Source organism: Moritella sp. 36, assembly GCF_018219415.1.
Lineage (GTDB): Bacteria > Pseudomonadota > Gammaproteobacteria > Enterobacterales > Moritellaceae > Moritella.
The window spans coordinates 2,781,892-2,800,792 of record NZ_CP056120.1 but is presented as its reverse complement, the minus strand read 5'-3'; the positions used below and the strand labels follow the sequence as shown (position 1 = coordinate 2,800,792).

General features: G+C 38.6%; 26 protein-coding genes and 1 pseudogene. 22 read left to right on the top strand and 5 right to left on the bottom strand.

Going from position 1 to position 18,901, the window contains the following annotated elements; genetic code table 11:
- Positions 1 to 200: 200 nt before the first annotated feature.
- Positions 201 to 521, bottom strand: coding sequence for a hypothetical protein (locus HWV03_RS12425; RefSeq protein WP_211676189.1), 321 nt, complete (start codon positions 519 to 521; stop codon positions 201 to 203).
- Positions 499 to 789, bottom strand: a complete 291-nt coding sequence (locus tag HWV03_RS12420; protein WP_211676188.1) for a helix-turn-helix domain-containing protein — start codon at positions 787 to 789, stop codon at positions 499 to 501. The genes HWV03_RS12425 and HWV03_RS12420 overlap by 23 nt, the downstream gene beginning before the upstream one ends.
- A gap of 100 nt (positions 790 to 889) precedes the next feature.
- Here HWV03_RS12420 and HWV03_RS12415 point away from each other — a divergent pair, with 100 nt between their 5' ends.
- From HWV03_RS12415 to HWV03_RS12365, 11 genes and pseudogenes are all read left to right on the top strand, one after another.
- Complete coding sequence (locus tag HWV03_RS12415) at positions 890 to 1,150, top strand: hypothetical protein (protein WP_075476776.1); 261 nt, start codon at positions 890 to 892, stop codon at positions 1,148 to 1,150.
- A gap of 175 nt (positions 1,151 to 1,325) precedes the next feature.
- Complete coding sequence (locus tag HWV03_RS12410) at positions 1,326 to 1,844, top strand: phage regulatory CII family protein (protein WP_211676187.1); 519 nt, start codon at positions 1,326 to 1,328, stop codon at positions 1,842 to 1,844.
- A gap of 14 nt (positions 1,845 to 1,858) precedes the next feature.
- Positions 1,859 to 2,134 (top strand): hypothetical protein, encoded by a 276-nt coding sequence (locus HWV03_RS12405; protein ID WP_211676186.1) that lies wholly within the window; start codon positions 1,859 to 1,861, stop codon positions 2,132 to 2,134.
- A gap of 9 nt (positions 2,135 to 2,143) precedes the next feature.
- The gene (locus HWV03_RS12400) at positions 2,144 to 2,434 is read left to right on the top strand and encodes a hypothetical protein (protein WP_211676185.1); all 291 of its coding nucleotides are present in this window, start codon (positions 2,144 to 2,146) and stop codon (positions 2,432 to 2,434) included.
- Positions 2,431 to 2,817, top strand: a complete 387-nt coding sequence (locus HWV03_RS12395; RefSeq protein ID WP_211676184.1) for a hypothetical protein — start codon at positions 2,431 to 2,433, stop codon at positions 2,815 to 2,817. Before HWV03_RS12400 ends, HWV03_RS12395 begins: the two co-directional genes overlap by 4 nt.
- Positions 2,814 to 3,041, top strand: coding sequence for a hypothetical protein (locus tag HWV03_RS12390; protein ID WP_211676183.1), 228 nt, complete (start codon positions 2,814 to 2,816; stop codon positions 3,039 to 3,041). Before HWV03_RS12395 ends, HWV03_RS12390 begins: the two co-directional genes overlap by 4 nt.
- A pseudogene (locus HWV03_RS22610) lies at positions 3,038 to 4,675 on the top strand (replication endonuclease). Before HWV03_RS12390 ends, HWV03_RS22610 begins: the two are co-directional and overlap by 4 nt.
- 59 nt (positions 4,676 to 4,734) lie before the next feature.
- On the top strand, positions 4,735 to 5,490 hold the full coding sequence (locus tag HWV03_RS12375) for a hypothetical protein (protein WP_211676180.1): 756 nt from the start codon (positions 4,735 to 4,737) through the stop codon (positions 5,488 to 5,490).
- A 2-nt stretch (positions 5,491 to 5,492) separates the two neighbouring features.
- The gene (locus HWV03_RS22605) at positions 5,493 to 5,627 is read left to right on the top strand and encodes a hypothetical protein (RefSeq protein WP_255546798.1); all 135 of its coding nucleotides are present in this window, start codon (positions 5,493 to 5,495) and stop codon (positions 5,625 to 5,627) included.
- Positions 5,628 to 6,189: 562 nt separating this feature from the next.
- Positions 6,190 to 6,660 carry a hypothetical protein gene (locus tag HWV03_RS12370; RefSeq protein WP_211676179.1) on the top strand — a complete coding sequence of 157 codons (471 nt, stop codon included), beginning with the start codon at positions 6,190 to 6,192 and terminating at the stop codon, positions 6,658 to 6,660.
- Between the two features lie 221 nt (positions 6,661 to 6,881).
- The gene (locus HWV03_RS12365; protein WP_211676178.1) at positions 6,882 to 7,196 is read left to right on the top strand and encodes a hypothetical protein; all 315 of its coding nucleotides are present in this window, start codon (positions 6,882 to 6,884) and stop codon (positions 7,194 to 7,196) included.
- Positions 7,197 to 7,234: 38 nt separating this feature from the next.
- On the opposite strand, the gene HWV03_RS12360 is transcribed toward HWV03_RS12365, so the two are convergent.
- On the bottom strand, positions 7,235 to 7,486 hold the full coding sequence (locus HWV03_RS12360; RefSeq protein ID WP_211676177.1) for an ogr/Delta-like zinc finger family protein: 252 nt from the start codon (positions 7,484 to 7,486) through the stop codon (positions 7,235 to 7,237).
- A 623-nt stretch (positions 7,487 to 8,109) separates the two neighbouring features.
- Here HWV03_RS12360 and HWV03_RS12355 point away from each other — a divergent pair.
- The 4 genes from HWV03_RS12355 to HWV03_RS12340 all read left to right on the top strand — a co-directional run bounded on the left by HWV03_RS12355 (position 8,110) and on the right by HWV03_RS12340 (position 10,828).
- Complete coding sequence (locus HWV03_RS12355; RefSeq protein WP_211676176.1) at positions 8,110 to 8,721, top strand: hypothetical protein; 612 nt, start codon at positions 8,110 to 8,112, stop codon at positions 8,719 to 8,721.
- Positions 8,711 to 9,523: a hypothetical protein gene (locus HWV03_RS12350; RefSeq protein ID WP_211676175.1), complete on the top strand. Its 813-nt coding sequence runs from the start codon at positions 8,711 to 8,713 to the stop codon at positions 9,521 to 9,523. The genes HWV03_RS12355 and HWV03_RS12350 overlap by 11 nt, the downstream gene beginning before the upstream one ends.
- A 137-nt stretch (positions 9,524 to 9,660) precedes the next feature.
- Positions 9,661 to 10,098 carry a hypothetical protein gene (locus HWV03_RS12345; RefSeq protein WP_211676174.1) on the top strand — a complete coding sequence of 146 codons (438 nt, stop codon included), beginning with the start codon at positions 9,661 to 9,663 and terminating at the stop codon, positions 10,096 to 10,098.
- Between the two features lie 109 nt (positions 10,099 to 10,207).
- Positions 10,208 to 10,828 carry a hypothetical protein gene (locus HWV03_RS12340; protein ID WP_211676173.1) on the top strand — a complete coding sequence of 207 codons (621 nt, stop codon included), beginning with the start codon at positions 10,208 to 10,210 and terminating at the stop codon, positions 10,826 to 10,828.
- 140 nt (positions 10,829 to 10,968) lie between these two features.
- Here HWV03_RS12340 and HWV03_RS12335 read toward each other — a convergent pair whose 3' ends face one another.
- Both HWV03_RS12335 and HWV03_RS12330 read right to left on the bottom strand, forming a co-directional pair.
- Positions 10,969 to 11,418, bottom strand: coding sequence for a hypothetical protein (locus HWV03_RS12335; RefSeq protein ID WP_075532289.1), 450 nt, complete (start codon positions 11,416 to 11,418; stop codon positions 10,969 to 10,971).
- Positions 11,415 to 11,696 (bottom strand): hypothetical protein, encoded by a 282-nt coding sequence (locus tag HWV03_RS12330; protein WP_255546797.1) that lies wholly within the window; start codon positions 11,694 to 11,696, stop codon positions 11,415 to 11,417. Before HWV03_RS12330 ends, HWV03_RS12335 begins: the two co-directional genes overlap by 4 nt.
- 54 nt (positions 11,697 to 11,750) lie before the next feature.
- Here HWV03_RS12330 and HWV03_RS12325 point away from each other — a divergent pair, with 54 nt between their 5' ends.
- The 7 genes from HWV03_RS12325 (at position 11,751) to HWV03_RS12295 (ending at position 18,898) form a co-directional block, all read left to right on the top strand.
- Complete coding sequence (locus HWV03_RS12325; RefSeq protein ID WP_211680387.1) at positions 11,751 to 11,933, top strand: hypothetical protein; 183 nt, start codon at positions 11,751 to 11,753, stop codon at positions 11,931 to 11,933.
- Positions 11,927 to 12,685 (top strand): hypothetical protein, encoded by a 759-nt coding sequence (locus HWV03_RS12320; RefSeq protein ID WP_255546796.1) that lies wholly within the window; start codon positions 11,927 to 11,929, stop codon positions 12,683 to 12,685. The genes HWV03_RS12325 and HWV03_RS12320 overlap by 7 nt, the downstream gene beginning before the upstream one ends.
- 422 nt (positions 12,686 to 13,107) lie before the next feature.
- Positions 13,108 to 13,443: an STAS domain-containing protein gene (locus HWV03_RS12315; protein WP_211676172.1), complete on the top strand. Its 336-nt coding sequence runs from the start codon at positions 13,108 to 13,110 to the stop codon at positions 13,441 to 13,443.
- A 22-nt stretch (positions 13,444 to 13,465) separates the two neighbouring features.
- Complete coding sequence (locus HWV03_RS12310) at positions 13,466 to 14,599, top strand: hypothetical protein (protein WP_211676171.1); 1,134 nt, start codon at positions 13,466 to 13,468, stop codon at positions 14,597 to 14,599.
- Positions 14,596 to 16,692 (top strand): SLBB domain-containing protein, encoded by a 2,097-nt coding sequence (locus HWV03_RS12305; protein ID WP_211676170.1) that lies wholly within the window; start codon positions 14,596 to 14,598, stop codon positions 16,690 to 16,692. The genes HWV03_RS12310 and HWV03_RS12305 overlap by 4 nt, the downstream gene beginning before the upstream one ends.
- Positions 16,689 to 17,408, top strand: a complete 720-nt coding sequence (locus tag HWV03_RS12300; protein WP_211676169.1) for a tyrosine-protein kinase family protein — start codon at positions 16,689 to 16,691, stop codon at positions 17,406 to 17,408. The genes HWV03_RS12305 and HWV03_RS12300 overlap by 4 nt, the downstream gene beginning before the upstream one ends.
- Positions 17,408 to 18,898: a SpoIIE family protein phosphatase gene (locus HWV03_RS12295; protein WP_211676168.1), complete on the top strand. Its 1,491-nt coding sequence runs from the start codon at positions 17,408 to 17,410 to the stop codon at positions 18,896 to 18,898. The genes HWV03_RS12300 and HWV03_RS12295 overlap by 1 nt, the downstream gene beginning before the upstream one ends.
- Positions 18,899 to 18,901: the final 3 nt, after the last annotated feature.

Sequence of the window (18,901 nt, the reverse complement as noted above, 5' to 3'; positions counted from 1 at the left end):
GTAAATAATTCGGATGAATAATGCATGAAAAAATATATGGGAAATTGATATTCGCACATCATGAGTGAGTAAAAGCTCTAAGCCATTTTGGGGCATAAATGTGTTAGAAAATGGCAACTAAAGTGTAAGAGCAGGTCGGTTCGTACCTGCCATACTGTCAGTTCGAGTATGAACTAATACATCTAATCAGTAACGTTCACTTACTCTCGAATTTTTGCATAACTATTTGCGCCTTTTCCTTTACCTTTGAGTATCCATAGTACTTTGGCATAAGAAGTATTATCACAGGGGCATCGATGTCTTTCAGATGCTCTAGCCTCGAATTTGTTACCACAGTGTTCACAATGGAACAGAGCAGTGCAAAGAGGGTTATGCTGTAAGTACTGTTCGTCTTCTTTTGCTCTTTCTTCGATCATTTCTTCGAGTGATATTTCACCTTCATCGTTAAATCCATCTTGTCCGACCCAGTGACAATGATTTTCTTGCCAGTCTGACATATCAAGCTTTCTTCTCTGAATCATCAGATACTAAACCGCATTTTTCTTGAATCGAAGGTTTTGGACTAACTTGGTCTGAATCTTCTTCAGTGCCCCCTGTTAAAAGCCACATTGTGTATTTTATATATCTTTCGTGAGATACGATTTTCATTAATACATTGCCAGTAGGTACTCGCTCTCCTGATACGTATTTTTCAATTGCTCTAACACTTACGCCGACTTCTTCTGCAAAAATTTTTTGACTTACATTTTCCGATTTAATAATTGATCGCAGTCTTTTGTCAAAACTCATTGGCTATACCCCAGTTGCTCGGTTAGGATTACCCCAGTTGCTCGGTAATGCTGTGTTGCACCACAGCATTCATTAGTTAAACCTATAGAGGATACATCAAATGCCTAAGAAATCAGATACCCAAGAAAATTTAGTGATTAACATTCAGCCAGATATGTTGCCGATCACGTTAGAAGTCTACGCTCGCCGTACAGATCAATCACTTAGCGCTGTTCGCGCTCAAGCCAATCGCGGTGTCTTGCCTACCATGCAAGTGGGTAAAAGCAGCACCATCTATGTGAACCAAGCCCAAATGGTAATGAGTTCATTAGAAGCCGCTGGTTGGGATGTTCGCACTCCAAAAGACATCTACGCCTTGTAGATACAGACATCTCAAATTAGAGGTTTAAATATGTTGATCATCAACTTCATATCTAAGTACCGACAAGAATTGAGCTTAATAGCGCCTTCGGTCGTTCAACTGGTTCTTACTGGTTATCTTTTCTTTGCTGTCGCGACTGCGTAGTTTGATCATCGCAAATAAGGATATTTGTTCAATGTTTGAAATTAATGATAGTAAACAAAACGTAATTGACGCGGCTTGCATCCGTTTTACGGATATTGAAAACGTAGAGTCAATTGCAAGCGAATGTGGTATGCGCGGTCAGATACTTCGTAATAAATTGAATCCCAATCAGCCCCACCAACTAACAGTTACAGAGTTAATCAAAATCACTAAGGCCACTGATAATCACGACATTATCAACAGTGCAATTTTAGACATTGGATTAGTTGCTGTTCGCCTACCAAAGCAGGGCGAGTCAAAGCCGCTAACGCTAAGCGCAATGAGCGTTACAGCTGATCTAGGTGATATCAACCGTCACATCTTAGAAGCCGAATCAGACCGCCGCCTTACGCGCCATAAGAAAGACGCAATTGTTAGAAAGGCACAACAAGCTGTACGCGAATTGGTTTTTCTTATGTCAGATGTTGAAAACCGCTGTGGTGGTGCAGGGCCGTTCGTGTCCATGTGTGCAGATGCAGTAATGAATGGATTGCCAATACCAGGTATGTAATAGGAGGATTATGTATGGAACAAACACAACACAAAGTATCTGCGGTCGAAGCCATCGCTCAAGTCCGCGCCATGTTTAACCGTAATCGTGTCGCCGTTATTTATAACAAACAAGGTGATGAAACAAAGCGCGTTATCTGTTTTGCAGCCGGAATGGAAGAGCGGGACATGAAATTTAAGTTTGAAAGATTTAATCAAATTCAAAGAGCCGCAATCCACCGCGTAATAAAACGACTAGCACCAGCAATCAAGGAAATGGCTGGTTACTCATTAACTGAATTCAACAAGTAAGGGAATACCATGATTAAACCAAATCCAACAATAAACGATGTGATCAACGAGCTAATGTTTATTGCCATCGCTAAACCAGAAAAAGTGAGCGTATCTGTTCGCTATATTGGCCATGCCGATGCGCTCGAAGTTATCGTCATTGATAAAGCCTACTTTAACGGCATGAAAACCCCGAATACCTGGTCAGTGCACAAGCTCATTGATAAAACCATTTACCTCGATGGCTTAACTGCATTTAGACAAGTCACTTCTACGTATAACGAACTAAGCAACTTGATAAAGACTGAGGTGGCAGCATGAAACGTATTTTAGCCCCCGTCGAAAATGTGCGTTCGGCGCTGCACTCACTTGGTATCGATGCAGACAAAGCCGATTGGATCATCGATTTGTTTGAATGCGTTGATGCTGGCCGTAGCGACGCACTTGCAATGCCTTGTTTTCATTTCAACCTTTACGCAACGCTAAAGCAAGAAGAGGTATTGATTACTGTATTTGCCTTTTGGCAAAGCGTTGTGACTTGTTCTGATACTAATTCAAAGGAAGAGCAACTAGCCCTAGGCGCTATTCGTTCTGTGTACTTTATGGCGCAAGGCTTCGGCTTAACCAAGTTAGTAGCCTGCATAGAGTTGTGGTGGGAGAAGACACTCGATATTCACAATACAACTATCTGGATGGTCGCATGATGTATTTTGCAATAGCACTGTGTCCAAGTGGCAGCATGCGTGAGCATCCTAAAACGCACGAACTTCGCACTGTTGAAGTAGGTGAATGTGAAACCAAACAAGATGCCATCGATAACGCTTGTCTGCAGCTCAATTGTCGCCAGTTGTTCCGTGGTGTTATCGGTCGGCCAAAAGGCAATGGCGGTTATCTTGTATTAAATGCGCATGAGTATGCTGAAGTATGAATGCAAGAGATTATGCAGAAGGCCTTTCCGATGCTGTCCGCCGTCAATGGTCTTTTCAAGTAAAGAACTGGGGTAAACGTCATGTTTATCCTCAGCTACCTAACTATGTTCAAGTTACTCCTGCAGCAAGCAAAGAATTCCAACAACCTGAAATGTCGCTTATTGAAAACGCGATGTTTCAGTCTAACCCCGATCTTGATGATCATGAATGGCGCAAACAGTTCTTTGGTGACATGCCGCATTACCTTAGCCGCTACTTTGCCGAACGATATAATAAAATCTTTAAGCAAAAAGGCCGTTCTGCTGCCAACTTATACCTGCTAAAAACAGTCGGAAAAGATATAAATCCACGTCTACAAAAAGTACTCGATCAATACAGACGACAATTCAAATTTAGAAATGCATATGTTCGCAGTAATGACTTGTCACGCGAAAAGCTATTAGCCGAAATGGACAAAAGTGAAATAAAGAAACTAAGTCAGCAATTAGCTGATTTTTTTGCTGGCAAACTAGAACCCCTAATTGAAAGCGAAAAAGCCAACCATAAAGATTACGCCAACGTGATTGTTGCTGTATTTGAGAGTCTGCAAGACGAATGCAGATCATTTGGTTACACACCGCCGTACAACAAGAACGATGGTTTACATCAATCTGAAGCTGAATGTGGCATTTTACGTTTAGTTTGCCAACGAGCTTGGGAAAACAAGTTAAATACAAAGCGCATGACTATGCGAGAACACCTTGCGATTGCTGTAGGCCAAGTTCAGAAAGCGGCAAGCCCATATTGCTCACGCGACTGTATGCATGAGTGGAAGAACCAAAAGCAACGTAACAGAGATTTCATCAAAGGTATGTCTATCTTTGATGAAGATTCTGGTGAAGAAATTGCTCTATACGACATGTTCTACAAGTCGAGCGCGAACCCTGCGATCAGACGTTGTGAATTAATGGTGCGTATGGCTGGGTATCAAAGTATTGCAACCGCAATGGGTTGTGATGAATTATTTCTAACGCTGACTGCACCCTCTAAATATCATAACACCCGTAAGAAAGGTGGTTTTGTTGATCAATGGCTGGGGAGCAGCCCGAAGGACACGCAGCGTTATTTATGCAAAGTATGGGCAAGAATACGTGCGCAACTAAAACGTGAAGAGTTACCTGTTTTCGGTATGCGTGTTGTAGAACCGCATCATGACGGCACACCACATTGGCATTTACTCATGTTCATGCAACCTGAGCATGTTGATCGTATCCGCGAAATTTTCATTGGTTATCCTATTGATGAAGAAATAACAGAGCTGTGCCCAAAGGTTTACAGAAAACCAATTGTTGGCGCATTGGATTAACGCCCACGTTGTGATGTGAAAATGATGGACCCAAGCAAAGGTACTGCAACGGGTTACATCACTAAATACATCAGTAAGAATATTGATGGCTATGGCATGAAGGGCGAACTTGATGATGAAACAGGCCGTGACCAACGAGAAATGGCCGCGCATGTTACTGCTTGGGCAAGTCGTTGGCGTATCCGTCAGTTTCAGCCTATTGGTGGCGCACCAGTTACCACTTATCGTGAATTACGTCGTTATGCTAATAACGATAAAATGCATTCAAAAGCTTTGTTACTACGTTAAGTAGCAAACAACAGCACAATTTATTCAATGAACTATTCCCTGACCAAAATCCAGTATTTATGGGGCCTCAGTTAAATTTCCACGGTCCACGTTTAAATTATGAAGCAATGAATTCATTACAACGCTGGGAAGTGATCACTGATAAGTACAAGCCTGAATTAAAAACCAATGCAGCTGCCGCATCCGATGCAATGAAAGCAGCAGATAAAGGCGACTTTGCTGCATATGTAATGGCGCAGGGTGGGCCGTTTGTATCTCGTAAAGATTTACTCATTCGTAATGATTATGACACGGCAGAAATGGGCAATGAATATGGTGAGTTTGTTTCTAAGATCCAAGGATTTCATGTTGTCGGCGATGAAGCCGTTAATACGCGCATACGTAAGTGGACGATACAACCTAAGTCACAGGGGTTGCTAGATAGTGAAGCAAGCACCAGTAGCACCGAAGGTGCTGAGGTTTTGAACTGGCCCGAAGGGTCTTCTCGGAGTTCTGTCACTAACTGTACGCCCTCCAGACGCGACAGGTTAAATACTGGAATTAAAGCACTTTTGAAAAGACGCGGTATTCATTTAGATGATCACCTAGTCAATGTTATGGAGCAGGGTGCCCAGGTTCGAGTTGATAAGGACCATATTGTGAAATTGAGGCAGGGCTATTACGCCGAGAATCAATATTACCCGCCCGAAGTGATCGATGTTAAGCCAGAAGAACCTAATATTTGGGATGGTTGGAACAGTCCTGAAACTGAAATTAAGGATACATCCGATTACATACCTGGTTGGGAAGACTGGGAAAGCTGGGATTGGGGGTGATTATGAACGCATTACAGGAACGTGTTAAAGATTTTGTCGTTATCGCGGCTGCACAGGATACATTGAGTGATAATACTGATGTTGCGCTGTATTTATTGATGTTGATATCTGAAATACAAAACGAAGACGAAAGCTAGCGATACCAGGAACAACGACTATTGGGAATGTACTTTATGAACAGGCTGGATAAGACCATCAAATGATTGTTGGCGCAAGTCTAGATGATTAATTATTAATAAATCATTATAACGGTGACTAAAATATCAACTTTTCACTGTGTTTTTATCTTCTTTTAAGTCAGATTTTAATTTCCATTCAAACGTTATTATTGGACACTAATTTGATTCTGTTTCTCTTTTTATATGAAATCCAAGTATTTACAAAGCGACAAATCAATTTGCCGTACATTTGCTCATTAGTGTTATTAAATAAATATTTAGTAACTTTAACAGACCTAGATTGGCTTTCTTTGTAAATGTGAATTAATTTAAATTATTACTTATACGGACCGGTATAAATAATTGCATTCTGTATATCTAAATAAGAGGAATACCAACTCAATGCCAAATGTGATGTAAGTCATTGTTATTTAACAATAATTTAATAGTAATTTAATAATAATTTAACACTGGTAGTCTTTCAGGTATTATACGGAATTCCGTAAAATACACTGTTACATGTCTAGGAGTTTACCCAGCATTGCAAGATGATCAGTTTTACCCAGATTGGCTTTACAAGAAGCTTATAGAGGATGACTTACCTTGGGATCAAAAGTCATCGCATGATCTTGAAGAGTTCTTAAGTAAGTACACTCTCCATGATTCTTTCTGGGTCGGTGTATTTCATCACGTAGCATTTGATAGGTCAGTCACGTTGGCGTTTCAATGGGATTCAGTTTGGTTGCCAGACGAAGTAAAAGAAGGAACTTCACATGTTGATGATTGGCCATACTTGTTTGTGAAACTCGCAGAAGTGGAAGAAGTATCGAAAGCCAATTTCGTTGAGTTAGGTGGCATAAACCGTGCCATTGGCGGGGCAGAAATTATGAAATTGGAAGGTGCAAATCATTTAGCAATCGATGATGTTTATGGTGGTCAAGTAAACATCGTCTTCAAAGGTAAGCATTCTATCATCGCGCTCAACCCTGATAGCTCTGTGCTTAAAATATGAATGCATGTAACAAGCGCATGTTGTCGGACTGGTTTTCCGCTGCGCTACAAACCAGCCGCAAATGCGGGCGTTAATCCCAATCTAACCACCCTTTCTGTAATGCGAGCATGTTTCTTGAAGCTAAGGCTTAAAACTAACAGTGAAAGAGTAGTCTGTTTTGGTGGTAACTCTTTGTCCCCAGCCAGCAACATCATTTTAAATTAAAATAATAAGAGGCAATTATGAAAGACTCAGAAAAGGAATTATTATTATGCGTTGATGATCTAAGGATAGATCGAGGACAGCTCATAACAACTCTTCAGGCTATTATTGTAAACAATAAAAATAGAGACGTAGGTGATATTGACATTCAATTCTTTGGGAGTTGCTTTGCTAATAATGGAACGTATATCTGCGCAGATGGAGATAGCTTAAAAGGGTTTAATATTCAGTATTCTAAATTTCATCCAAACGATTCCGAATTCAATTATAATGAAGAAAATAGAAAATTAAACGTTATTAGTAATGATGTTAACTTTACACTGCAATTTAAATAAAAATATTAAAGGCCCTCTTAACGAGGGTTTTCTATTACTTACAACATTGAAAGCTGTTGTTTCAGTTCTTGCTGTTGGGTAGGGGCTAGGGTTTTCAATAACTCGAAGGCTAACTGACTTGAGCTTTTCGCCGAAGGGCTCAGCGTATGACTAAAACTAAGATTCATTACAAACGAATGACCACACTCCGCATTATTACAACTGCAATATAAATCTGTATAGCTATTCGAAATTCTATTCGTTTTCTGGATGCGGCTTTTATCACCGCACTCTGGGCAAATTACTCTCATAACATATCCACTCAATTCACATACTGACCTGTAAATTATACGATATTGAGCTGTTGTTTTATACAGTTGTATGACATGTTCCTCATAATACATTGACATCGCAGATGGCTGTGGAAAACATTTAATCATGCGTGTGAGTCCCCGATAAATTCACTCCTCTTCGCCTACCGCGTTTTCGCAATTTTTTTACGTTTTTGACACAACGATGGACACGTGGATATTGCCCAAGCCTTACCTAGAAAGGATCTCAACGATCATTTAAAGATCGCCAATGTCAAAGTTGTGACACCTTTTGACACGTAATGACAAACCATCTAGCGAAATGTTTAGTAGAAAGTGATCTGGTTTATATACAGGAATAATAGGGCTTGGCCTTTTTGCGAAATATAGGTGATTAATACTGCCTAATTGTCTTCATATGACGTGAGCGAAGAATACAGTTGATTGAAATATAATGATTTTTTATTATTTATATAGCTCAATATAAATACAATTCTTGTTTATTCCTCGTTTCATTTGATTCAGGACCGCTATTTACCACTACCTATTTGTAATTAAGAGTATATTTGATACTGTTTATAATCATGAAATTAAACTGGAATTCACGTTATACGGAATTCCGTATGATTAACTATTGGTTCAGGTTGTGGCTAAGCTCAAAAAGCGATTTATGTTTAAAAATAACACAAAGCATAAATACTAAGACGTTAGCTGTCAGCTATAAATTTTATTATTGGGAAATAGAAATGAGTGCAATGGATATTGAAGAGATATTTATAGTTGAAGACAGTGAAGTAAGTTTAAAGAAATTAATCAATGATGCTCCTGCTGAGCTTGCTGCTTTTTTGAAAGATAAAAGTGTTGTTATCTTACCTTCTCACGGGCACGACGATTTATATTATACAGGGACATTAGACACTTTAGATTTTTTAAATGAAAATGGAATAAACGCTGAAATTTATGCAACCGATGACGACTATAAAGAGCTAGAGTTGCGTGGAGCTGATATTTGGCTTGGTACATTTATAATTCAAATCATTGTTTTACCAATATTCGTTAACGTTGTTTCTTCATATATCTATGACAAAATAAAAGCCAAGTCAGATGACAATATCTCTTTAAAGTTGATGGTCGAAAATAAAGATGGAAAAACTTCTGCTGTGGAATTTAGAGGAAAAGTAGAGAATCTTGAGAAAGCTATAGATGCTGCAAAAGGGTTTTGTAATGAAGATTGAGCTTACGACATTAGAGGATGCTGAAAGTTTAAGTATTACTAGTATTATTGATGCGCTTAAGATCGAGAAACAAAAAGCCATTGAGTGTAATGATGAAGCTAAAGCGAATAATTGTTGGCGTGAACTAGAAAGTCTTGAGTTGAATTTACTCTACATCCGCGCATTTCATAACATAAAATCTCATGAATACAGGGCGGCATGGGAGCTGTTAGAGCAGTGTGAAATAAAGTATGAAGTTCTGATTCGTAATTCTTCTGAAGAGTATTTGAATAATACAAGACTAACATTTATAAAGAATAAAATTCCGAAATGGCAATCTCTTTATCCCTATTGCCTTTTTTGTAGCCCTGGATTTAAAGTTGGCTATTACTCTTGTAGTATATGTGACCACAAGGTTAGACCCAGATCTCGTTGTGAACATAAAAAAGGTAAGCTCTATAATGGTGAATTATGCTCTCATGTTGCACATGATTTAGAAATGTTTGAAATATCTATCGTTAGCAAGCCCGTTCAGAAATACTCTGTAATACATGATGATTCAACGTTAGATTTTACGCTTTTAGAACGTTTGTCTATCTATTTAGACAATGCTTTCGAAGAATGGGATTTGAACTGGACAACTATGAAATTTCCTGTCGAGCGATTTAAGAATATCAAAAAAGAGGACAAGTGTCCTTGTGAAAGTGGAAATGAATTTCAAGCTTGCTGCATAGGAAAAGAAGAAATTGAAATAGCACATCTAGACTTCATATTTTCAAAAGCACTTCCAAACGATGCTGAAGCTATTATGTTTCCATATTAATAATTCCAACAAGCCTGTTTAATTTGACGGCTTTCTTTGTCAAAACAACGCAAAAAAAGAGCTGTACGGTCATTGCCAAATTCGGCAATTAATACGGGCGTTACGCGTTTGTGCGTTCTTGATATTATGGAGTTTCAATGAAAAGTGAAATAGAAGATTTAGGAAGGCAACTTCGCTTAATATATGAGAAAGGGAGTAAGGAGTGTTTTCCATTATTTATGGGATCATTTCAGTTCCCCAAAGCCAGTTGTGAAGGTTCTTCCAGGATTTTTGCTCATATAGTAAATAAACGTTATCCAAAGTCTAAAGTTTATGTTGTTGAGGGTTACGATCGTCCGAACAATGACAGACATTATTGGGTACAAGTTGATAGGTTAGTTTATGATCTAACTTGTGACCAATTTGATGGGTTTTCAATTCCGATTTTAGGAGAGAACTGTGCTCCACTTATCAGTAAATTTAGTGATCTTGATATATTGGCTGATGATGAAATTTTTGAAAATTGGAACCCTGGAGGTCGCTATGATAAGGCTGCAACGTTGGAATATGTTGAGCACTATTTAGAACTCGCATAATAAGAACTTTAAGCGGAACTAAAACAGTTGGCTAGGTTTCGCTCTGCTACACGTTTTAGCCAACAATTTTAGTCCACTTAATGTGGGTGTTAGCAGTTACGGAGGTTAGGTGATATCAAATAAAACAATTTGGATGAGTTGTATCGGTTTGGCTGCAAGTGGTTTTATTGTTGGGGCTAATTGGTCCATTGAAACTGATGTTCTAAAAATTTTTAATTTAAGTTTTACAGCTATAGGTGCTTTAGCTACTTTAGGGTTACTGTATTTTGGTTCTAAAGCATTTTCAATGTGGAAATTACAGTTTGTATACGCCGAAAAATTTAAGGCGTTTGTAGAGCTTGAGAAGACTTTTTCGAGTGCTATCAATAGTTATAGCAAACTAGTGGCTAGTATGGTGAATAGGCATGACATTCGTCGAGGTATCTCGGTTGATGAATTACGATATATCGATATTGATTATGATGAAGCATATGATGCGTTTAAAAAGGCAAAGCGTGATTATTCAGTTAAAGTGGATTGGGCACTATCTTTTCTACCCGATGAACACAATTTTCAGTTGGACTATATAAAATTTGAAAGTGAGCTTCACACAGGACTTCGTTATTGGTATCAATCACATAGTGCCTTAGACAGTGAATGTGAACATAAAATGATGTGTAAGGCTGAGCAGTTTATAGTCGATTTTAACGTTAAGGGTAAAAAGTTGATTAGAGAGCAGCGAAATAAATAATTGCTTACAAGTTGCTTAATCGGACAAAAGGCACCTAGCTTTTGCTCGTTGCTCGTTGCTCGTTAATTTTAGCCGACGATTAAAAGCCGTTTACTGTGGCGTTAGTCGTTAAATCATCTTAAGCCTGTTTACTAAAGGGGCTAACCAGCCCCTTTAGTATTCTTACTTCCCCAGAACGCCCTAAATAACCGCATCAACCCCAGCGTTGAAACTGCTATACCCACAATCACAAATTCAAAATACCAGGGCGCGCCTTTATAACCCATAGCCTGCCAACCATTCGCCATATACGGCTGCAGTTGCGGCACAAAGTGCGCAATGAACAATCCCAAAAACACCGTAATAATAATTTCGTCCATTATCGATTCGCGCCGGTTCTTCAACACCTGCAGATCATAATCAGCATCGTTACCTTCCTGGTTCGCTAACCGTTTAGCTTCAGCATCCAGCTTAGCCAATTTAAGGTTACCTTCTGCAGTCGCAATCGATGCCGCCATTTCTGCCGCAATACGTTTACGCTCTCGATAGCTACCCGACAAATCCGCAATAGGTGCCGAAATAAAACTAAACAACGAAGTAAGCCAACTCATGATTTATTCCTCATAATAATATCCAAAAAGTGTTTAGGGTCTTTTGATACCGCTTTCGCTAGGGCATTAACCCCCGTTAAAAGATGCGGCGCTACATACGCGGCAATACCAATAATGCCAGTTTTCAACCCTTCATCTAAGCCAAGCCAACGACAAAAACTGTCCGCAATGTACGCGGACAAAATCGCATTAGCACCGACATGAAATAATGAAAAAAAGTAATCCGTGTACCAGACATATACATTTGCGTTGCCGCGACCAATAACGACAACAAACACAGTTGCCCCCATTGCTTTATAAAAACAATCAGATGGCAAGATTTACGTGGGAAGTTGGCATGTTCAGGTTGGGCAAAATCGCTCATCACTGATTTTTCAGAATATCCAATTAAAGCAATCAGCTCGAGTAAAGGTGAATTAATTGCGATCCCTAAGTTACGTCCAGGACTAAAACTTAATGGCCGTTACCTTACCGAAGTGACATTAACAGGAAATAAGCAGGTTATCAGATGGTAAAAAACGCTATACGCCGCTTAGTATTACGTTACTTTCCCGAATTAGGACAACGTAAACACTTACCACAATTGGCTCGGATAGAGAAAATTTATGATATGCCGGTTAATGGCGCCAGTGTCAGCAGTGCATTCCGCGCCTATAAAGCAGCGGATATTCAATTGTTAGATGCGGTAACAGGTAAGCCCTTAGCCGTTCCAGTCTTTGAACAAGTGAGTATTGCGTCAGGGCAGGGGCATGAACATGGTTTGTTCGTCGAACCAACACCTGGCATGCAGTGCTTAATTCAATACATTGATGGTTTGGATTCATTGCCGGTGATCACGTCACTTTTACCCTGGCATATTTTGGTACCCGATCATCGTTCAACCGATGTGAGTTTGCAGCAATCGCATCGCAGTAAACTAGTTGGTAGTAATGGCGACTGGCAGCTGCAGACAGATGGTGAAATAAAACAGGCCAGTCAGAAATCGATTGTTGAAGTCCAAACTAGCGAACAAAGTTACCACGAACGTAGCACAAAGGTCGCTACGCACGACATTAATAAAATAGACGGTAACCAGGTCAATGAAATTATGGGGGCGTTAAAAATACTCGTCGGTGAAAAGGCGATTATTACCTCGTTGGATAACCAGTTCGCTATGGCTGAAAAATTAGCAACGGCCATTGCAAATGCTACAGTAAGAGAGCGAGTGAAGAATGCGAGCGTAACAATCACGTCGGGAAGTTCTGCTGGTATTTATAAAGTGGATTAAATAAAATTGATATTAATAATGGTAGAGATTGAGTTTCCTTCTCGTAAATAAAGGCGATTAAATAGCGCCAACTGGTAATTATAACACAACATCATGGGGCTATATCCAAATAAGGAATAATTCAATAAATTATCCCAAATTAGCTACAAAATAGGTAAGTACTTGTAAATAAAAAGACCTCAATGAGGTCTTTTTATTAGCTTATTAACGTACATGTGGTCGACATGTGGTCACTTATAAATAATAAGTCATTATATTCAAGTACTTGAATGTAGTATAAAAACACCTTCGGGTGGTTTTTTTATTTGTGCATTTTCTACTTTCTGAGTCTATATTTTTAATATGAGGTAGAAAAATTAATGTTTTATTTACGTTAATATTATTCCTCAGGGTTAACTTTGTATTCTCTAGGAGTATTAATAATGGAAATGTCACGGCCTCATGATGGAATAATTGTTTTGCAGATAGTTCACGATCTCGACACCGAGCACGTTGTTAGTATTCAGCAGAAATTAGAAGCCTTAGTTGATGAATATACTGAAAATATTATTTTAGATTTTTCAAGTGTCCACTTTATCGATTCAACTGGCATAGGCGCAATTGTTTTTTTATTCAAAAGATTGACCTCACAACGACGAACTCTCTCTCTTCTTAAAGTTTCAGGCCAACCTTACAAGTTGATGACAATGTTACGTGTAGAAAATGCTATTCCCTTTATTGAAAATATAACTGAATGTGACGCAAGTCGCTCGGCATAAGTACAAGGCCGTAAGGTATTAAATGAATAAATTAATGCTATGGATATCTATATGCGTTTCTTTTTCTGCTTGTACAAATTGGCCACGAGAAGGCTATTTTGAAAATACCACTATACATACAGAGGAACGTGTCCAATTCAAAAAACATTATTCGTATTTAAATTTGCATTTTTCAGTAGCTAACCTACGGGGTGCCAAAAAGTGTACACCAGCCTATGTTAAATCGGTCGAAAATATTAACAGCCGTGTTGAAAAAGCAATTGCCGTGGAAGACCTGCAAGATATAAAAATTGAAATGGCTATCTTAGAGCGGCATATAACGGATTTAATTGTTAATCTTAATCGAGTTAGTGCTAATACTAATTGCGCACAACCGCCACGTTCATTGACTTCAAACTTTGTTCACCCTTTAACTTACCAACTTGATCTCTTATTGTATTGTGCCCCACAATTTGAAGTTGATAGCGCTGTTTTAACGGCGCTATATAAAGTGTGCCTTCGTCAGGTTAGCTTTTTACTGCTAGATAACCCCGATGTTGAGATTGAATATACTAAATACAAGTTGTTTGAAAGTAGGGGGAAGCCAATAGATGATGGTTCAAATGTCAATTACAATCAAGGCCTCGTTTTTCATGATGTTAGTACAATCGTCGATGTAAATAATGAGTTTAAAGACACGTCAAATGATCGTGATGATGAAGATTATAATGACTTAATGCGTAAATATTTAATCTTTGATCAAGTACCAAGTGTGAGTGTTCAACAATTATCTAAATTAGAATTCAACATAGATCAAGAACATAGTCCTGTACTTGTCCATGAAATTCAATCCTCCAATGATGTTAATCATGATTCAAAATCTAATCCTGAAGTTGAATATGCAACAAATTTAGATGATGTTGCATTATTTAATTTACGTACAGATACAATTCTAAGTTATGTCACAGGTCTTACAGCGAATGAACAAAAAAACAATGTCATTTATGAAGAGCTCAGGATAGGTGTAACACCACCAACAGCCCCTGTCATCACAACACTTATGTGGCTATCTGAGAGCAATAAAAAGGTTAACCATAAGGTAAAAGATTGGCGTTTCTTGCTGACAGAAGGTGAACTTTTTAGTGATGCGAAATTGCCGAAAGGACTCGCTTTATGAAAATGGTATTATTTTGTTTTGCTTTATTATTCACATCTCCTATCGCTTTAGGTGAAAATGAATTCATTGATTCGGGTGATCAATTGTTTATTTTTATGCCAGGTGAGAAGGACTTTGAAAAACCATTTCAAGTTGACGCAAGTGGTTTTATTCAATTGCCTGAAATTGGGAAGTTGCATGTAAAAGGCAAAACCTTGACTGCCGTGTTAGAAGAGATGAAGGTATTACTTAGTGTCGTATTTCGCGATATATCAAAGTTATATATTGAGTTTAGAGCACGAGAAAAACTAGTCACGGTGTTAGGTTATGTGAATGATCCTCGTGAAGTCGTATTACCAGAACTTGGTAATGTCCAGATGGCATTGAATAAAGCCGGGGGGATGCTGGCCGGCGCACAGCTCGATAATATGCAACTTCAACGAGGCGCTGAAGTTATCATATTTAACTTCAAGCGTTATTTAGAAACGGGTGATGAAAATGAACTTCCTGCATTGAAATCTGGCGATATTATATTTGTCCCATCATCACCATTGACCGGTAATGTGCAGATGACCTTTGATGCGAGGTCATTAAAACAAGGCGGAGACGCAAGCGACACTCAAAAAGCCGTGACGGTTTTCGGTGAGGTTAATGCGCCTGGTACATTTTCCTATGTACCGGGGATGACAATTATTGAAAGTTTAATGAAAGCGAATGGCGTTACGCGCTATGCCAATGTGGGTAAAATTAGAGTCATGGGGAGTAAGGCTCCACAAACGTTTGATTTAAAGTTATATCTTGATACAGGCGATATGGGTAAGTTACCTAAGATAAACCCCGGTACGACTATTTTTGTGCCTATTCAGGTTGAAGACATCAAAGTTGGCTTACAGGTCGTGTACGTGATGGGGCAAGTGAATAAACCGGGCGCTTTTGAAGGTCGTAAGGGGATAACCTTCATGGACATGTTAGCAAATGCTGGCGGGCCAAATAGATATGCTGATACTCAGCAAATTAGAGTACTTAAAGAAAATGGTGAAACATTCCGCTTTGATTTAAAAAAATATTCAGATGATCCTGAAAACAACCCATTTCCTGTTATTGAGGGGGGGGATGTGATTTTCTTACCTGAAAAAGCCGATATGGTTGAAAAATCATGGCTCGTTGAATCACACGATGAGGCAATAAAAATTATTGGCGCGGTCAAAAACCCAGGTCGTTATCAATGGGATGATGACATGACATTCCTTGATCTACTTGGCCATGCTGAGGGACCAACCGAGAAGGCTGATTTATCAAAAGTAATGATTGTTGGCAATGATGGTTTAGGCGAACGTCTGTTTTTCGATTTAGATAAATTTATGAAAGTTGGTGGTGATTATTTAATTCTACCGCAGTTATCTGCGGGTGATACAGTCATGTTTACGGAGCTACCGGATGATCCAACAGATAATAAATCAAAGTGGATAAAACAAGAATCTGAATCTTCTATATATATTCTTGGTGAAGTCGGTGCGCCAGGCCGGTATGCATTTAACAGTCAATTAGATTTCTTAGATTTATTATCTGCAGCTGATGGTCCGACTAATGATGCAGACATAAAGCACATTAAAGTAACACATCGTAATAAACGCTATGCAAAATCATCAACGCTGGATCTCGACATGTATTTTGAGACTGGAGACGAAAGTCTTTTACCACAAGTACTACCAGGAGATACGATTTATATTCCAGCTAAGAGTGAACAAGGGGAATTAAATAATACCGTTAATATTGTGCAGGTATTAGGTGCTGTGCATAACCCTGGCCGTTATAAATATGATTCTTCACTGGATGTTGTTGGTATCTTAACAATGGCTGGAGGACCTACCACAGAAGCTTATATTGATCGTATTATCATTTTGACTAAACGTGGAGAAATGAAGCATAGTGCACGTGTTTTTAATATGAAGCATTATCTTACTCAACCTGACTATAGAGATATCCCGATTATTCATGCTGGTGACACTATATATATCCCTAATGAAAAAGAGTCTAACTGGAGCCAATTATTGGATATATTAGGGAGTGCGTTAAGTGTCGTTACGCTCTTTATTGTTGGTTCTTCATTATGAATATCTTACCGGAAACGTTTGTCGAAATTGAGCAGATTTATCAGTTAATTGCGAACGAAAATATTAAGTCATTGGCAATAAATTGTTCTCAAGGAAAAGAAGGTGGAACTGAGTTAGTTCTAGCATTAGCTCGGCGTCATAAAGTGGCGGGGAGTAAGGTGCTGATTGTGGATCTTAATACATTTAAACCTGCAATTACCAATGAGTATATTAATGAAACAAAATCATGGTCTCTCGACGATATGGATTCACAAACGGCTTGTATAGCAAAGTTTACTGACATGATTGATATCTTACCTGCGCCAAAAAGTGAACAAGATCAAAATATTAGCTTTCGAGATGAAAAAAAGATAAAAAATTCTATCGAATATTGGTTGCAGCACTATAATTTTATTATATTTGATACATGTGCAATCACGCGAACTAATTTTTCCAATATACCAGGTGAAGTTATTGCTAGAGGATGTGATGCCAGTTTACTTGTTGTTGCTCCTGGTATCTCGCTTGAGAGTTCGGTTGTAAAAACAATAAAAATTTTTAAATATAATAATGTTAAATTGCTTGGCACTGTGATTAATGATGTCAAATGTCCACCATTGGATATGCAATTAAGAAATTCAGTGCGCAGACGATTACATGGTTTTCCGATATTCAAACAATGGTTACTCAATCGGATTTCAAACGTGGAATTATTAAAAGGTAAATTTGGCCGCTGATGAAAACACAACTGTTTGCAAAGCAATATCCATTAAAACTGGATTCAATTAGTGAGGTTCGGCGTCTCTTAACGACATTATGCCAACAGCTCGCTCTTGATCAAGCTGAAATTGACCGTGTAACGTTAGTGTTAGCAGAATACCTTTCTAATCTCTATTTTCATAACCAAGGTACAGTTAACTGGTTCTGTATTGAGCTCGCCGGAGTTAAAAATAATTGGTATTTTGAAATATCAGATAGTGGTGATAGCTTTGATCCCTACAAAGTTAATGTTCGCGATATTTTTAATGGTGAGCTATTAACGGGTGGTATGGGATTAGCTTTAATTCAGAAAAATAACCACAATGGTCATTACGAGAGTGAGAATGGAATTAATAAATTCACTTGCCCATTAAAGGAGCAGAAAAAAAAGCTAAGCGTCGTTATTGTTGATGATGATCAAACCCTATTGTGGGCATATAAAGGCTATTTGCAACATGATTTTGTCGTGCATATTTTTTCAGCCGCGGTATTAGCACTTAAATATATTCAGCATGAAGGCTGTGATCTTATTATCGCCGATATTCACATGCCGGAAATGTCAGGATTTGAGTTTAGGCTGAAAGTGGAGTCTTTTGAGAAGGGAGCGTTGACACCGTTTGTATTCTTAACTGGCGATGATAATCTATCAGTGCAAGAACAAGCCGCGGAAGTTTCTATTGATGATTATTTAATTAAGCCGATAACTAAAACACCGTTACTTGCAGTTTGTAACCGTGTTATACGTCGTACAAATCAACTGGCATTGCATTATCAGCAACGTATTTTGGAGTCACTCTGTCGACCATTTAAACCGTCACTGCCACCAAAGTCTGGTGACTGGAATTTCTCACTTGCTCATACGCCAGCAAGTGAAGGGGGCGGTGATTTTGTTTTTTTTCATGATTATGGTGAAAGTAAACTACTCATTTTAGGCGATATTATGGGGCATGGGCCTGTTGCTAAATTTCATAGCTTTGCGATAATGGGCTATTTAGAGGGGTTAATCACATCTATACCTACCTGTCCAGGTGTACTATTAGCTGGCTTGTCTAGCAGGTTATACTTAAATCAGTTACTAGAGTCCAGTATGTTAACGTGTATTGTTATAAAGTTGACAGGAAGCAAATGTGAAATAGCCACAGCGGGGCATCCACAGCCTTATCTATTGAATGACGTTGGGTACAAAGCAATTGATTGTAAAGGCACTGTATTGGGACTCTTACCCGATGAAGGCTATGCAGCCGTCACAGTAGAGCTAAAAGAAGGAGAAAAACTTTTTTTCTATTCAGATGGCATTTTTGAGAATATAGATAGGAATTGTGATTGTATTGACAATATACTAGATGGAATTAAAGGAACGACAGCTCAATATGTATTAGATCAACTATGGTTACGTTTTGAATCACTTTTACCTGGAAAGTTACAGGATGATGCCACTGCAATTATCATTGATCTAAACAATAAATGAGTA

Bases quoted from the DNA above. Each gene is read 5' to 3' on its own strand.
- HWV03_RS12425 (WP_211676189.1), bottom strand. From the start codon at position 521: ATGATTCAGAGAAGAAAGCTTGATATGTCAGACTGGCAAGAAAATCAT.
- HWV03_RS12420 (WP_211676188.1), bottom strand. From the start codon at position 789: ATGAGTTTTGACAAAAGACTGCGATCAATTATTAAATCGGAAAATGTA.
- HWV03_RS12415 (WP_075476776.1), top strand. From the start codon at position 890: ATGCCTAAGAAATCAGATACCCAAGAAAATTTAGTGATTAACATTCAG.
- HWV03_RS12410 (WP_211676187.1), top strand. From the start codon at position 1,326: ATGTTTGAAATTAATGATAGTAAACAAAACGTAATTGACGCGGCTTGC.
- HWV03_RS12405 (WP_211676186.1), top strand. From the start codon at position 1,859: ATGGAACAAACACAACACAAAGTATCTGCGGTCGAAGCCATCGCTCAA.
- HWV03_RS12400 (WP_211676185.1), top strand. From the start codon at position 2,144: ATGATTAAACCAAATCCAACAATAAACGATGTGATCAACGAGCTAATG.
- HWV03_RS12395 (WP_211676184.1), top strand. From the start codon at position 2,431: ATGAAACGTATTTTAGCCCCCGTCGAAAATGTGCGTTCGGCGCTGCAC.
- HWV03_RS12390 (WP_211676183.1), top strand. From the start codon at position 2,814: ATGATGTATTTTGCAATAGCACTGTGTCCAAGTGGCAGCATGCGTGAG.
- HWV03_RS12375 (WP_211676180.1), top strand. From the start codon at position 4,735: ATGGGGCCTCAGTTAAATTTCCACGGTCCACGTTTAAATTATGAAGCA.
- HWV03_RS22605 (WP_255546798.1), top strand. From the start codon at position 5,493: ATGAACGCATTACAGGAACGTGTTAAAGATTTTGTCGTTATCGCGGCT.
- HWV03_RS12365 (WP_211676178.1), top strand. From the start codon at position 6,882: ATGAAAGACTCAGAAAAGGAATTATTATTATGCGTTGATGATCTAAGG.
- HWV03_RS12360 (WP_211676177.1), bottom strand. From the start codon at position 7,486: ATGAGAGTAATTTGCCCAGAGTGCGGTGATAAAAGCCGCATCCAGAAA.
- HWV03_RS12355 (WP_211676176.1), top strand. From the start codon at position 8,110: ATGATTAACTATTGGTTCAGGTTGTGGCTAAGCTCAAAAAGCGATTTA.
- HWV03_RS12350 (WP_211676175.1), top strand. From the start codon at position 8,711: ATGAAGATTGAGCTTACGACATTAGAGGATGCTGAAAGTTTAAGTATT.
- HWV03_RS12345 (WP_211676174.1), top strand. From the start codon at position 9,661: ATGAAAAGTGAAATAGAAGATTTAGGAAGGCAACTTCGCTTAATATAT.
- HWV03_RS12335 (WP_075532289.1), bottom strand. From the start codon at position 11,418: ATGAGTTGGCTTACTTCGTTGTTTAGTTTTATTTCGGCACCTATTGCG.
- HWV03_RS12320 (WP_255546796.1), top strand. From the start codon at position 11,927: ATGGTAAAAAACGCTATACGCCGCTTAGTATTACGTTACTTTCCCGAA.
- HWV03_RS12315 (WP_211676172.1), top strand. From the start codon at position 13,108: ATGGAAATGTCACGGCCTCATGATGGAATAATTGTTTTGCAGATAGTT.
- HWV03_RS12310 (WP_211676171.1), top strand. From the start codon at position 13,466: ATGAATAAATTAATGCTATGGATATCTATATGCGTTTCTTTTTCTGCT.
- HWV03_RS12305 (WP_211676170.1), top strand. From the start codon at position 14,596: ATGAAAATGGTATTATTTTGTTTTGCTTTATTATTCACATCTCCTATC.
- HWV03_RS12300 (WP_211676169.1), top strand. From the start codon at position 16,689: ATGAATATCTTACCGGAAACGTTTGTCGAAATTGAGCAGATTTATCAG.
- HWV03_RS12295 (WP_211676168.1), top strand. From the start codon at position 17,408: ATGAAAACACAACTGTTTGCAAAGCAATATCCATTAAAACTGGATTCA.